We start from the raw sequence: 13599 nt of genomic DNA on the forward strand, positions 1-13599 counted from the left end.
CCTAACCGACGCGCTCTTTGCGGCCGAGGATACCCTGCGGCCGGAACAGAAGAACCAGAATCATGATCAGAAGCGCTCCCACATACTTAAGGTCGGCTTCCAGCCAGATGGTCGAGATTTCCACGAACAGTCCTACGATGATCGACCCGATGAGGGCACCGAACACGGTGCCCAGTCCACCGAGGACGACGCCAGCGAAGATGAGCAGCAGGATCTGCTGACCCATGTTGAAGGACACGCCCGGACGGTAGTACGCCCAGAGGATTCCGCCGAGGGCTGCCAGCGCCCCGCCGACCATCCAGACAATCCGGATGACCCGGTCCACATCGATACCTGAAGCGGCAGCGAGGGCTGGGTTGTCCGACACCGCGCGGGTGGCTTTGCCGAGGCGGGTGCGCAGGAGGAGGAACCCAACCAACAGGATGATCACCAGGGAAATCAGCAACGAATTGAGGTTGTTCTGTGAAATGGAGACCGGTCCGAAGTCCAGCCGAGCGCTCTGGGCGCCAGGCAACTGCTGCGTGGCACCACCGAAATTGAACTGAATGATGTACCGGAGCGCCAGGGCGAGCCCAATGCTGACGATCATCATGGGAACCAGCCCGGTTCCGCGACGGCGCAGGGGCTTCCACAAACCAGCATCCTGGACCCACCCGAGGAGAGCACCAGCGACCACCGCCAACGGTATTGCCACGAAGATGGGCAACCCCAATGCGGCGAATCCGAAGGCAACTACCGCGCCAAAGGTAACCATCTCGCCGTGGGCGAAGTTGGTGAGCCCGGTTGTACCGAAAATCAACGACAGCCCGACGGCGCTCAGCGCGAGCAGCAGGCCGAAGCTGAGGCCGGCGAGGGAGCGTTCCGCGAGGGTGTCCCAGAAGCTGGTGGTGGTTGTGACGATCCCCTCGCCGAACAGAAACAGCGTGGTGACGTTGGATGTGCCAGCAAAGGTGACTGTGCGCGGATTGGCCTGGCCTTCAGCCAGGGCCGCACCCTCGGGGAGGGTGTCAACTTCGAGGGTTACCTCGTAGGCACCCTGCTCGGGTACCCCGACGGACCAGGACCCGTTGGCTGCCGAAGTAGTCTCACCATCGAACCCGTTGCCCGATACCGAGATGGTGACGTCCGCGAGAGGGCCGTCGGCGTTCCGGAGAACACCACTGATCCGGTCAGTGAACTCCTGGGCAACGATCTGCCCGGGGAGATGCGATGCGGCCAGTGTGCTGGGAGCTGTCGCGGGGGCCCCTGGGTGGTAGCCCTGGGCTGCGGGGGCGCTGAGCATGAGGACGGCGATGAGGCCGGTCGCGAAAACCAGCAGCCTCCTGATCCACGCAGGCGTCGGTCGGGTTATCAAGTTATGAACCTCACTATGGGGTGCCCCACCGGCGATCCGGTGGAGTAAGGACGGCTTGTGGCATACGTCTGGTGCCACATGTCTTGTGACACATGTCACCGAGTGTGAGTTCATGTTACCCGTGCCATGTTTCGACGGATACCCAAACGGCTACCGGCGGGTAGCGATTGGGTAACGACTGCTGGCGTCGCTGGCGCCGCAGGGAACAAAATGTCGGAAAAAGCGTTGACATTGATAAGGTTAAAATCACATTCATCCCCCATTGGAGGACAAGTTCACATGGCACTTGGCGGTAACCCGGTATTCAACGGAAAGAACTTCCGTACCGCTGCACGCGGCAACACTCCGGCAGGGCAAGGCGCAACTGCGCTCGCCGGCCAGAGCGCAATGAGCACCACCCAGATGGAAGACCTGTACAACCAGCCATCAGCGGGGCCCTCGCAGACCGGACGGATGACCTTCGACGACGTGATCGTCAAGACAGTCCTCTCGATCGGCGTTGTACTGGTCGGTGCTGCTGTGCCTGCCTTCCTGCTCCCAGGGCTCGTGATGCCGCTGATGATCGTCGGTATGGTCGGCGGGCTGGTACTTGGACTGGTCAACGCTTTCAAGCGGGAACCCGTCCCGGCGCTGATCCTGGCCTACGCGTTCCTGCAGGGTCTGTTCGTTGGCGGGCTGACCATGGTGTTGGAGGCTCAGTTCCCCAACATCGCGCTGCAGGCCCTCGTGGGGACGCTCACCGTCTTCGCCATCACTTTGGCCCTGTTCAAGAGCGGCAAGGTGCGTGCCACACCCAAGGCGATGAAAATCTTCATGATCGCCATCCTCGGGTACGCAGCGTTCAGCCTGGTCAACCTCGGTCTGATGCTCTTTGGCGTTAGCGAAGACCCTTGGGGCCTGCGCACCGGAATCGAAATCGCCGGTATCCCACTCGGTGTCATTATTGGTATTTTCGCGATCGGGCTCGCCGCCTTTTCCCTCGTTATCGACTTCACGTCGATCAGCGACGGAGTGCGAAACGGTGCACCCCAGAAATACTCGTGGACCGCGGCCTTCGGCCTGACCGTCACGCTGATCTGGCTCTACGTGGAATTCATTCGCCTCATCGCGATCCTGCGCGGCAGCGACTAAGTCCTCAGCATTTCGTAATCCTTCGACTTATGCCCGCAGCGATTGTTGCGGGCATAAGTGTTTAATAGCCCCCTGGCTGGTCCGCCAAGCGCCCTCCGATTGGCAGTGGGCTGACCTTTAGTCACACGGGTCCGGCAGGCTGGACCCAGTGCTGAACGATCAGTGACGTGTGGAAAGATTGCACCATGATTCGCCCTCCTCAGCGGCAGACCCCGTCGGGTATTCAGGGCGCCCGCGAACAGGCCATGGGGCGGGCCCTCGTCAGGGATGTACCGTACGCGCTGAGCCTCTCGGCTGCGTGGGCATGGCGGGTCGGCTTGATCATCGTCGTGGCCGGAATGCTGATCTGGCTCCTCGGACACATCTCGCTACTCATTATCCCGCTCCTGCTCGCAGGGTTGTTGGCCAGCCTCCTGTTACCCGTGATGGGTTTGCTGCGGAAGGCACGGGTCCCGAACGGTCTCGCCGTCGCCCTCACCGTCGTAGGGTTCCTGGGAGTGGTGGGCTCGATGGCAACGCTGGCGGGCCGGCAACTGGCTCTCGGATTTACCGATCTCTGGGATGAGGTGGTGGAAGGGATCCGGCAGGTCCAGACCTGGCTCCACGATGGGCCGCTGGGTCTCACCGACTTCCAGATAGACCAGTTCATCAGTGAGGGTGCCAGCGCCGTCCAGAACAACAGCGGATCGATCGTGACAGGCGTGATCTCTCTTGGGAGTAGCGCCGGCAGCTTCGCGGCCGGGGCGCTGCTGGCGGTCTTCGCCCTGATCTTCTTCCTCTTGGAGGGGGAGCGGATCTGGCGCTTCGTGGTTGGGCTGATGCCGCGTGACGCCCGAACAGCTGTCGACGGCGCCGGACGCCGTGGCTGGTCCTCAATGGCCAACTACGTGCGGGTGCAGATGCTCGTAGCGTTCGTTGATGCTGTGGGTATCGGAGTCGGTGCCGCCCTGATCGGGGTGCCGCTGGCGCTGCCGCTCAGTGTCCTGGTCTTCCTGGGATCCTTCATCCCCATCGTGGGAGCACTGTTCACCGGTTTGGTAGCGGTCCTGCTCGCACTGGTAGCCAACGGCTGGGTCAACGCGTTGATCATGCTCGCCATTGTGCTGGTCGTGCAGCAACTGGAAGGTCACGTCCTGCAACCGCTGATCATGGGACCCGCAGTGTCCCTCCACCCCCTGGCGGTGGTCCTCGCCGTCGCTGGCGGAACACTGATCGCTGGAATCCCCGGAGCGCTCTTTTCGGTGCCCCTCCTCGCGGTGGTGAACACAGTGGTGCGATATATTGCCGCGCGCTCCTGGGAGACGGACCCGGTCGTCGGCGGGATCCCGCCACCACCCGACGGCCTTCCGGAGCCTCCGGAGGACCCTCCCCTCAGCGACGAAGACACCAACAACCACCCGATCCACACCACCACCCCAGATGACACACGAAAGGCCAACCAGTGACTGATCTTTTGGATCTCGCCGTGACGCTGGATGACGTCCAAGCCGCGCAGAAACTCCTTGACGGAGTCATCGCCCGCACCCCGATTGAGGAGTCCAGGGCGCTGGGGCGCCTGATTGGCGCCAATGTGTCGCTGAAGTGCGAGAATCTGCAGCGGGCGGGATCCTTCAAGATCCGCGGCGCTTACGTGCGGATGGCACGGCTCTCCGACGCCGAGAAGGCCAGGGGAGTGGTGGCCGCGTCGGCAGGCAACCACGCCCAGGGGGTGGCGGTTGCTGCCGCCCGGCTCGGCATCAAGGCGCGCATCTACATGCCATTGGGTGTCGCGCTACCCAAGCTCGCTGCCACCCGCGGCCACGGCGCCGAAGTGGTCCTTCACGGGCACAACGTCGATGAAGCGCTCGCGGAAGCCAAACGGTACGCCGAGGAGACCGACACCGTATTCGTCCACCCCTTCGACAACGTCGATGTGGTCGCCGGTCAGGGGACCATCGGGCTGGAAATCCTCGAACAAGTGCCCGACGTCGACACCATCCTGATGGGGGTGGGCGGCGGTGGTCTGCTGGCTGGGGTCGCCGTCGCTGTCAAGGCCAGAGCGAGGGAGTTGGGCCGGGAGATCCGGATCATCGGGGTGCAGGCCGAAAACGCTGCGGCCTACCCGCCGTCGTTGGCGGCTGATGCGCTGGTACCGCTAACCAAGGTATCGACCATCGCCGACGGCATTGCCGTGGGCCGCCCCGGTCAGCTGCCCTTCTCGATCATCAAGGAACTGGTCGACGACGTCGTCACGGTCACCGAGGATTCACTGGCACGGGCGCTGATCTTCTTGCTCGAACGGTCAAAGATGGTGGTGGAGCCCGCGGGCGCGGTGGGGGTGGCGGCCCTGCTCGACGGCAAGCTCACCGAGAACGGCGCTTCCCCGGGAAATACGGCGGTCATCCTGTCGGGCGGGAACATCGACCCGATGCTGATGCTCAAGGTCATTCAGCGAGGACTCGCCGCTGCGGGCAGGTACCTGGTGGTGCGGATGCTCCTCGATGACAGGCCAGGCTCACTGGCCACGATTTCCCGGATCATCGCCGAATCCGACGCCAACGTGACCGGTGTCGATCACACCCGGGTGGGTGGATCCATCAGCATGGGAGATGTTGCGATAACCATCAATATGGAGACCAAGGGTGATGAACACTGCGATCTCATCCTCGGTAACCTGCGGGCCGAAGGATTCCAGCCCATGGTTATCGAAGGCTGAGCATGCTCGCCGAACGCGCCCGCAAAGGACTACTCACGGTCGGTGTGTTCGCGGCGCTGCTCTGGGCCATCCACCTGGTCAATGTGCTCACGGGCGCCGACTGGTTGGCTGGCTGGGGATTGACCCGCGGGAGGTGTCGGGCCTCGACGGCGTCCTGTTCGCGCCGCTGCTGCACGCTGGGGTGGGACACCTCCTGAGCAACACGCTGCCGCTGCTGGTGCTCGGTTTCCTCACATTCCTTGAGGGAACACGTCGGTTCGCCATTGCCGTGGCGGCTAGCTGGTTGGGATCCGGGATCGGGGTGTGGATTTTCGGCGGCGGACTTACCATCGGCGCCTCCGGCGTGGTTTTTGGCCTGTTTGCCTACCTGATGGTCAGGGGCTTCTATAACCGCAGCCTGCGACAGATCCTGCTCGCCCTCGTGGTCTTCCTGATGTATGGCTCGATCCTGTGGGGAATCCTGCCCAGCGCGGGATCCAACATCTCCTGGCAGGCTCACCTGTTCGGGGCGCTCGGCGGGGTGCTTGCTGCCGTGATACTGAAACGGCGGCCCGCCCCTGGTGGGACGGACCGCCGTCGGCAGTCAAAAGCCCGTTAAGGGCGTCAGAAAGGTCTTACCCTACGTACGGCTTGGCCGACAGGACCTCAACCTCAATCTCCTTGCCATTCGGCGCCGTGTAGGTGACTTTGTCACCGGCCTTCTTACCCTGGATGGCAGCTCCCAGCGGAGACTTCTCGCTGTAGACGTCAATGTCGGTGTCACCGGCAACTTCGCGGCTGCCGAGCAGGAACGTGGCGTCGTCGCCGGCGATCCTGGCGTGAACCAGCATGCCGGGTTCCACAATTCCGTTGTCTTCCGGGGCTTCGCCAACGTGGGCGTTCTCCAGCAGCGCAGTGAGCTGACGGATCCGGGCCTCTGACTTGCCCTGTTCTTCCTTGGCGGCGTGGTAGCCACCGTTCTCCTTGAGGTCGCCCTCGGACCGTGCCTGTTCAATCCGGGCAACAACTTCGGTCCGGCCGGGACCGGACAAATGCTCCAGCTCGGCCTTGAGGCGGTCATAGGACTCCTGGGTAAGCCATGCGACAGGTGCACTGTTGGTGGACACGGGCATCTCCTTAGCTATGTCCGAAACCCGTTGATCGAGCGGTTTCGGCATGGTGACAGCCTGCACAACGAGATGTAAGCAGGCTTAGCAACAAATAAAGGCTCCACCCTTGGTGACCACATACACAGTTGATCACCGGTTGGGGAGAGCCGAACGTATTGTCCCCAGTGTAGACGCCCTGCCTCGGTAATCCCAAGGTAGGGCACGGGGGTAAAGGCCGAAATGTAGTGAAATCGAGACGTTCGGAATCTCCGGCAGGCCTATGCGGAACCGTTTTCCTCGATGACCCAGCAAGCGTTGACTCCGCCTGAGACACCCACGGATTCGGTGCGGATCTGGGCGCGATGCGCTGTGGTGCGACCGCCGTCGGTCCCTTCATCGGCGCTATTGGGACCGATCTCCACGATTTCCCAGCCCACCACCGCGTAGGTTTCGCTCAAGACCTGCACGGCGCACTGCACCGTTGCGTCGGGGGCTTTGGTGACATCGAAGTCAACGTTGGCGTTCCCGGCGTCCTGAATGTTGAACCCGACGTCCTTGCTGGTTACCTCCGGGACGGAAGTCTGTACGGTGAACACACCGATGGTGACCACTGCTACGGCGAGGGCGCCCCAGATGATCCGCTTCTTCGTCCGCCCTGGTAATCCCGGCTTGGGGGTGCCGTAGCGATTGGCTACTCTTGATACTGGCGGTTGGTTGGTGTTCATCGGAAACCATTTTATCCCCGCCGGAATCTATTGCCTAAAGCGATAGCCGAACCCACAGGAGCAGTAGTTGCCCAGCCCGGAAAACCGTCCATCATTCAGCGCGTCGGCTCCTGGCGAGGGATTCCGGCTGCTGGCAGTCCACGCCCATCCGGACGATGAGTCAAGCAAAGGCGCAGCCACCATGGCCCGGTACGCCGCCGCCGGCGTCGACGTACTGGTTGCCACCTGCACCGGAGGGGAACGCGGGGACATCCTCAACGAGAAAGTCGCTGGCGATCCCCAAGCGCTGCGGGACCTGGCTGCCTGCGGCGGGTGGAGATGGCCGACGCGGCGCGAGCGCTGGGAATCCGCCAGCGCTGGCTGGGCTTCACGGACTCCGGTCTGCCCGAGGGCGACCCCTTGCCTCCGTTGCCGTTCGGGTGTTTCGCAGTGCAGCCACTGGAGCGTGCGGCGGCACCACTGGTCAAACTGATCCGTGATTTCCGCCCCCACGTCATCCTGAGCTACGACGAGAATGGTGGGTACCCACACCCGGACCACATCATGGCCCACAAGGTGGCCGTCGAGGCCTATCATGCAGCCGCCGACGCCGACCGGTATCCCGGCACCGGGGCCGCCTGGGCGCCGTCGAAACTGTATTACGACCGCGCGTTCAATCCCGAACGATTCCATGCACTGCACAACGCCCTCGAAGCGGCCGGCCTGCAGTCACCCTATGCCGCCCGGATCGCGGCGTGGCTTGAAGCCGACTCGGAAGGCCATCAGGCCCCGGCACCCACGCATAAGACCACTACCCAGATCGAGTGTGGAGATTTTTTTGAGCACCGTGATCGGGCGTTGCTCTCGCACCGGACACAGGTTGATCCGGATGGGTTCTTCTTCGCCGTGTCAGCAGACCTGCAGCGCGAAGTCTGGCCGTGGGAAGACTACTCATTGATCCACTCCCGGGTGGAAGCCAAACTGCCCGAAGCTGACTTCTTCGCTGGCGTAGAATAAGGAGGTGGGCCTTGCGGCCCACCGTTCCTTTCGAAAGTGGTGCATTGTGAATTACCTGCTCAACCTGGCGTCAACCGTGAGCCCTGTCCCCGATCAGGAGGATGGGCTCAGGCCGGGGCTGGATCCCAGCCAGGTGACGCCCGGTCTGCTGGGCTTCGTTTTCACCCTGTTGATGGTGATAGCTGTCATCTTCCTTATCCGCGACATGTCCAAACGGATCCGGAGGGTTCGGTACCAGGGGATGATGGACGAAGCCACCGGTTCAGGCAGCCCCGAAACCGGTCCCAACGACGACCGTGTCCCCGGGGAACGTCGCGCCAATGACTCCGACTCGCGACCAGAGACGACACCGGGAAACCGCTAGACCCTGCCGGCCTGGGTACTAGGGAGCCGACCCGCCGTCGTCCGGCCGGATAAACCGGTCAAGGCCCCTGGAGTGGATTCAGGACTGCGATGACGATCGCGATGAAATGAACGGTGAAGGCGGCAATGGTGAAGGCATGAAACAGTTCATGAAAACCAAACCATCTGACACTGAAGTTGGGGCGCTTGAGCGCATAAAAGACCGCGCCGGCAATATATAGGGCGCCGCCAATGATGATGAGTACTGTCGCAGGAACGCTCGCGGCCAGGAAATCCGGCAGGTAGAAGAGGGCGCCCAGTCCCAGCGCCACATAGACGGGCACATAGAGCCAGCGTGGTGCGTTCACCCAAAGCACCCGAAACAGGACCCCAGCAATGGCGCCGGACCAGATCACCCACAGCAGGACAGCGGCCTTGTCGGGCTCCAGCAAGGCCCAGGCCAGCGGGGTGTAACTGCCGGCGATCACCAGCATGATGTTCGTGTGGTCAAGCCGCTTCAGGACCACCCTGGTTCGGTCGGTCCAGGTGCCGGTGTGATAGACGGCGCTGACACCGAAGAGCAGCACCCCGGTCAGAGCATAGATGGCTGACGTGATCTTGCCGCCCGCCGTCGGGGCGATGGCAACGAGCACGATGCCGGCGGCCAGTGCCAGAGGGGTGGCCCCCGCATGTAGCCAGCCGCGCAACTTCGGTTTGAGGGTGCCTGGGAAGCTCGAGGTCATTGCATAATCCTAGCTGTCGACTCGCTATGTTACTCGACGGTAACCAGGCTGCGGTGAGGGATCTCGTAAACCACCCCGAGGCTGTTATCGGTGGAGCTGGTCCGTGGCGGTACCTTAGGAGTAGAGCATCAGATTGGCGACCAACGGAAGAAGGATAGGTGAACCACCCAGTGAAGTTTCCAGGATTCGCCTATAACTTTTACGAACGCAAGCTCCAGCGGTCGCTGGATCCCGAAAGGATTCCGCATCACATCGGTGTAATGGTCGACGGCAACCGGCGGTGGGCCAAGTTGGCGGGCGCTCCGACCCGGGATGGACATCAGGCCGGTGCCGACAAGATCCACGAGTTTCTGGGCTGGTGCGAGGAGCTTGGCGTCGAGGTGGTGACGCTTTACATGCTTTCCACCGACAACATGAGCCGTTCCCCCGAGGAGATAGCGCAGCTATTGGACATCATCGCCAATACCCTCGATCGGCTGGGGGAGGGCAACCGGGTACGGGTGCAACCCGTCGGGGCGCTTGAACTGCTGCCCGACAACCTCTCGGACAAGTTGTGCTCGCTGGCCACACAGACCAGGGAAATTGACGGGCTGCACGTGAATGTCGCGGTGGGCTATGGGGGACGCCGGGAAATTGTCGACGCCGTCAAAGAACTACTGCTCGCCTCGGCAGCGGAGGGGCAGTCGTTGGAAGACGTTGCCACCGGTCTCACCGACCAGCAAATTTCCTCTTTCCTGTACACCCGCGGACAACCTGACCCCGACCTGGTGATTAGGACCTCGGGAGAGCAGCGGTTGTCAGGGTTTCTGATGTGGCAGAGCGCCTACAGCGAGTTCTACTTCTGCGAAGCGCTCTGGCCCGACTTCCGCCGGGTGGATTTCCTGCGTGCGCTCCGGGATTATGGGCGGCGCCAGCGGCGATTCGGCGGCTAACGATTCAAGCGGAAGTTCACCTCGAATTATTCTTCGACACGCCGCGCCAAACTCTCGTGGGCCCGATGCCGGGCGTATTCTCGACACCATCAGGAGGCACCAGGGCCTTCTGATCGGGAGGCTACCGATGCAGCGAACAGTGCTCACCAGCACAGCGCGACGTCAGGGGAGGCCGTGCCAGGCCTCGCGGCCTCACTGTCTCACCCACCCCTTAACAAGTCGGGGATTGCACGCCCCGGAGTGGAGTCCACGTGTCCATATCTGACCCAACACAGAGTTCATTCGATTCAGGCCAGACCCTCCCCCCAGCACACGCCACCAAGGCTCGCAGTAGCACGGATGAAGAATTGATCCTTGCCGAGGCGGGCCTTTCGTCTGTTGAAAGCCTCGGCAGCCGAAGCTACGTCGTCGACACGTCGGTGCTGCTCTCGGACCCGCGCGCCATTATGCGGTTCGCCGAACATGAGGTGATCCTGCCGATCGTGGTGATCAGCGAACTGGAGGCCAAGCGTAACGACCCCGAGCTTGGCTATTTTGCGCGCAAGGCGTTGCGGTTGCTTGATGATCTGCGGGTCCAGCATCACGGCCTCAACCAGGCGATCCCTCTCGGGGAAGAGGGCGGAACGCTGCGGGTGGAGCTGAACCACATCTCGCCGGAGGTGTTACCAGCAGGATTCAGGAGCGGGGACAACGACTCGCGGATCCTCGCGGTGGCGAAGAACCTCTCCGATGAGGGCAGGAACGTCACAGTGGTGTCGAAGGACCTGCCGATGCGTGTCAAGGCATCGGCGATGGGTCTGAAAGCGGACGAGTACCGCAACGAGTTGGTGAAGGACTCGGGCTGGACCGGGGTAGCTGAGCTGGACGTCGCTGAAGCTGACGTCAACACGCTCTACGACCATCAGCCCGTGTTCCTTCCCGAAGCCGCTGAAATGCCTGCCAACACCGGTCTGGTCATGCACTCGGTCAGGGGGTCAGCGCTGGGCAGGGTGGGGGCGGACAAACAGGTGCGACTGGTGCGTGGTGATCGTGATGTGTTTGGACTCCATGGGCGGTCCGCCGAACAACGGTTGGCCATCGACCTACTGATGGATCCCGAGGTGGGGATTGTTTCGATGGGCGGGCGAGCCGGCACCGGCAAATCGGCTCTGGCCCTGTGCGCCGGGTTGGAGGCGGTCCTGGAACGCCGCGAACACCGCAAGGTGGTGGTGTTCAGGCCGTTGTACGCCGTCGGCGGCCAGGAACTGGGCTATCTGCCCGGCAGCGAGAGCGAAAAGATGAACCCGTGGGCGCAGGCGGTCTTCGATACGCTGGGCGCGCTGGTGTCGCAGGAGGTGGTGGAGGAAGTGATGGATCGCGGAATGCTTGAGGTGCTTCCGCTAACCCATATTCGTGGGCGAAGTCTTCACGATTCGTTCGTCATCGTCGACGAAGCCCAGTCGCTGGAAAAGAACGTGCTGCTGACGGTGATGAGCAGGATTGGGCAGAACTCGCGCATTGTCCTGACTCACGACGTCGCGCAGCGCGACAATCTGCGGGTGGGGCGCCATGACGGGATCGCAGCAGTGGTGGAAACCCTCAAAGGTCACCCGCTGTTCGGCCACATCACCCTGACCAGGTCCGAGCGCTCGCCGATCGCGGCTCTCGTCACCGAGTTGCTTGAGGGCGCCGAAATCTAGTCAGTTCCCGCTGGGGGCAGGCGTCAGACAGCAGCCGGTCAGGACACGTTCCACGGGATGTGGGCGCTGACATCGGTGAGCTGGTTATCGGAGTCAACGAAGAGATCATCAACCATGTACTCGTCCACCCCGAGGACCCGCAGCCAGTGCCCACCCCCAGCGAACGCCCCGTCCAGGGCGAGGGTCGACACACAGATTCCTGTTCCGAGGTCAACTTTAACCTCGGTGCGACCACGCCCGATCAGCGGGTAGCCGTCAGTGTGGGGTTTGTAGGTGAGGTTGGGAGTGGCAACGGCGCTGAGGACTGGCCGGCCCTCAAACTCCTCTTCGACGATGTTCTCCAGCTCCACCCGGTTGGCGAAGGGGGACTCGAAGGCCACCGGCGCGTCCCCAGCAAATTCGACCGGGTCCAGCATCGCGGCCCACCGCGGGTCGCCGAAGGCGGGTTCACCGTACGCGGCGTCCGGGCGGCGCAGCACGAAGCCGGCGTCGTTGTAGACGGGGGTGATCAGCCGCGGGGCAAGGAGCCAGGATTTCCTGGTGGCGCTGACGTAGAGGGCGTCCCGTGAGCCGGCAGTGCCAGTGGTGCTGTGGAGGAGGACGCCGTCGTTGTCCTCAACCCGGAGCGCCGCCGGCCGACGCAACCAGGCCTTGAGTGGCCGGGTCTCTCCCTCGGGTAGTCGCCACGCCACAGTGAAGCGCAGGGTCTCCCACTTCCAGGGGGATGACCTGCAGAGCGACCGGAAGGTGGCTGCTGGTGTTTCACTGTGAGTTGCTGACATGTCCACAGTCTAACCGCCGCCATTGGCCGGTTCGCAGGGTTCCAGTAGCTTGGATCCCATGACCGACATCCTTGCCGGGTACTTCCAGGACCGACCCGTTGCCGGGCTCCTCCTTGGACTGGCGCTGGTCGTTTTTGGCGTGGTCGGAGTCCGGCTCAGCGTTGTCGATTTCCGTAGCCATCTACTGCCAAACCGGATCGTCTTTCCGGCCTACCCCCTCACTGGTGTGTTGCTCGGCTCTGCGGCCCTGCTGGCCAGCGACGCAGGGCGGACGCTCACGATGGTTGGCGGGGCCGCCGTGCTCTGGCTGGCGTACTTCCTGTTGCGGGTGGTGTACCCGGCGGGGATGGGATTCGGGGACGTGAAGCTCGCCGGTTGGCTGGGGCTCTACCTGGGTTTTGTGGGCTGGGGCCAACTGCTGTGGGGGACCTTCGCAGCGTTTGGGCTCGGAGCGCTCTGGGGACTGGTCTTGATCCTCAGCCGCCGGGGCACACTCAAGTCGGCAATCCCGTTCGGGCCGTTCATGATTGCCGGAGCTGCGTTGGTCCTGGCCGTCCCCTCGCTAGGCTGATCTCATGCCTACCCCTGACTATGTCCTGTCCCTCCGCGAGAAGGTCGGGCATGAGCCCCTCTGGTTGCCCGGCGTCGGCGGCGTGGTGTTCGACGACGACGGGCGGGTGCTGCTCGGGAAGCGTTCCGACAACGGACAGTGGACGGTCATCACCGGGATGCTTGAGCCAGGTGAGGAACCGGCGGCCGGCATTGTCCGGGAGATCTTCGAAGAGACCGGCGTGCGAGCCCGGGTGGAGCACCTGATCCGGGTGGAGGTGGTGGGGCCCGTGACCTTCCCCAACGGGGACATCTGCACCTTCCTGACCACCGATTTCAGCTGCCGGTACGTCTCGGGAGAGGCCCTGGTGAACGACGACGAATCCACCGACGTCGGCTGGTTTCCCCTCGATCAGCTCCCGGAACTGAACGAACGCCACCGGCAGCTCGTCGAGGCGGCACTGACCGCCGACGGCGTCCCCCACTTCATTCGCTAGGGCGGCCAACCGGCGCAACAGAAACTGCCCCGAGGTTTAGATCCGCCGACAGCAAATCGGCGAACCTGACCCTCGGGGCAGTTTAT

Annotated in this window: 15 protein-coding genes and 1 pseudogene; 11 read left to right on the plus strand and 5 right to left on the minus strand. The window is 62.9% G+C overall.

Going from position 1 to position 13599, the window contains the following annotated elements:
• Window position 1: 1 nt before the first annotated feature.
• Window positions 2–1282, minus strand: coding sequence for a branched-chain amino acid ABC transporter permease (locus DDA93_RS12230; protein WP_050994999.1), 1281 nt, complete (start codon window positions 1280–1282; stop codon window positions 2–4).
• Window positions 1283–1633: 351 nt separating this feature from the next.
• Between DDA93_RS12230 and DDA93_RS12235 the strand changes: the two genes are divergently transcribed.
• The 5 genes from DDA93_RS12235 to DDA93_RS12250 all read left to right on the plus strand — a co-directional run bounded on the left by DDA93_RS12235 (window position 1634) and on the right by DDA93_RS12250 (window position 5778).
• Window positions 1634–2485 (plus strand): Bax inhibitor-1/YccA family protein, encoded by an 852-nt coding sequence (locus DDA93_RS12235; RefSeq protein ID WP_024476355.1) that lies wholly within the window; start codon window positions 1634–1636, stop codon window positions 2483–2485.
• Between the two features lie 245 nt (window positions 2486–2730).
• Window positions 2731–3930 (plus strand): AI-2E family transporter, encoded by a 1200-nt coding sequence (locus DDA93_RS12240; protein WP_237742112.1) that lies wholly within the window; start codon window positions 2731–2733, stop codon window positions 3928–3930.
• On the plus strand, window positions 3927–5180 hold the full coding sequence (ilvA, locus tag DDA93_RS12245; RefSeq protein ID WP_019483665.1) for a threonine ammonia-lyase: 1254 nt from the start codon (window positions 3927–3929) through the stop codon (window positions 5178–5180). The genes DDA93_RS12240 and ilvA overlap by 4 nt, the downstream gene beginning before the upstream one ends.
• 2 nt (window positions 5181–5182) lie before the next feature.
• Window positions 5183–5377, plus strand: coding sequence for a hypothetical protein (locus DDA93_RS17135; protein WP_347693641.1), 195 nt, complete (start codon window positions 5183–5185; stop codon window positions 5375–5377).
• Window positions 5314–5778, plus strand: a complete 465-nt coding sequence (locus DDA93_RS12250) for a rhomboid family intramembrane serine protease (protein ID WP_347693643.1) — start codon at window positions 5314–5316, stop codon at window positions 5776–5778. The genes DDA93_RS17135 and DDA93_RS12250 overlap by 64 nt, the downstream gene beginning before the upstream one ends.
• A gap of 16 nt (window positions 5779–5794) precedes the next feature.
• Here DDA93_RS12250 and greA read toward each other — a convergent pair whose 3' ends face one another.
• Together greA and DDA93_RS12260 are read right to left on the minus strand one after the other, a co-directional pair.
• The gene (gene greA / locus DDA93_RS12255; protein WP_024476358.1) at window positions 5795–6286 is read right to left on the minus strand and encodes a transcription elongation factor GreA; all 492 of its coding nucleotides are present in this window, start codon (window positions 6284–6286) and stop codon (window positions 5795–5797) included.
• A gap of 260 nt (window positions 6287–6546) precedes the next feature.
• On the minus strand, window positions 6547–6993 hold the full coding sequence (locus DDA93_RS12260; RefSeq protein WP_243400612.1) for a DUF4307 domain-containing protein: 447 nt from the start codon (window positions 6991–6993) through the stop codon (window positions 6547–6549).
• 67 nt (window positions 6994–7060) lie between these two features.
• Here DDA93_RS12260 and mca point away from each other — a divergent pair.
• Together mca and DDA93_RS12270 are read left to right on the plus strand one after the other, a co-directional pair.
• A pseudogene (gene mca, locus DDA93_RS12265) lies at window positions 7061–7989 on the plus strand (mycothiol conjugate amidase Mca).
• A 46-nt stretch (window positions 7990–8035) separates the two neighbouring features.
• The gene (locus DDA93_RS12270; RefSeq protein WP_207771342.1) at window positions 8036–8353 is read left to right on the plus strand and encodes a hypothetical protein; all 318 of its coding nucleotides are present in this window, start codon (window positions 8036–8038) and stop codon (window positions 8351–8353) included.
• A 58-nt stretch (window positions 8354–8411) separates the two neighbouring features.
• On the opposite strand, the gene DDA93_RS12275 is transcribed toward DDA93_RS12270, so the two are convergent.
• Window positions 8412–9074 (minus strand): hemolysin III family protein, encoded by a 663-nt coding sequence (locus DDA93_RS12275; RefSeq protein WP_019483659.1) that lies wholly within the window; start codon window positions 9072–9074, stop codon window positions 8412–8414.
• A 170-nt stretch (window positions 9075–9244) separates the two neighbouring features.
• On the opposite strand from DDA93_RS12275, the gene DDA93_RS12280 reads away from it, so the two are divergent.
• Window positions 9245–10006: an isoprenyl transferase gene (locus DDA93_RS12280; RefSeq protein ID WP_024476361.1), complete on the plus strand. Its 762-nt coding sequence runs from the start codon at window positions 9245–9247 to the stop codon at window positions 10004–10006.
• 347 nt (window positions 10007–10353) lie between these two features.
• Window positions 10354–11685: a PhoH family protein gene (locus DDA93_RS12285; protein WP_019483657.1), complete on the plus strand. Its 1332-nt coding sequence runs from the start codon at window positions 10354–10356 to the stop codon at window positions 11683–11685.
• 38 nt (window positions 11686–11723) lie between these two features.
• Here DDA93_RS12285 and DDA93_RS12290 read toward each other — a convergent pair whose 3' ends face one another.
• Window positions 11724–12467, minus strand: coding sequence for a hypothetical protein (locus DDA93_RS12290; protein WP_024476362.1), 744 nt, complete (start codon window positions 12465–12467; stop codon window positions 11724–11726).
• A 58-nt stretch (window positions 12468–12525) separates the two neighbouring features.
• Between DDA93_RS12290 and DDA93_RS12295 the strand changes: the two genes are divergently transcribed.
• Together DDA93_RS12295 and DDA93_RS12300 are read left to right on the plus strand one after the other, a co-directional pair.
• Complete coding sequence (locus DDA93_RS12295; RefSeq protein WP_116778926.1) at window positions 12526–13038, plus strand: A24 family peptidase; 513 nt, start codon at window positions 12526–12528, stop codon at window positions 13036–13038.
• 4 nt (window positions 13039–13042) lie between these two features.
• Window positions 13043–13513 (plus strand): NUDIX domain-containing protein, encoded by a 471-nt coding sequence (locus DDA93_RS12300; protein ID WP_019483654.1) that lies wholly within the window; start codon window positions 13043–13045, stop codon window positions 13511–13513.
• The last annotated feature ends 86 nt before the right edge of the window (window positions 13514–13599 follow it).

It is taken from the genome of Arthrobacter sp. Bz4 (assembly GCF_003075455.1).
In the GTDB taxonomy this organism is placed as follows: domain Bacteria; phylum Actinomycetota; class Actinomycetes; order Actinomycetales; family Micrococcaceae; genus Arthrobacter_D.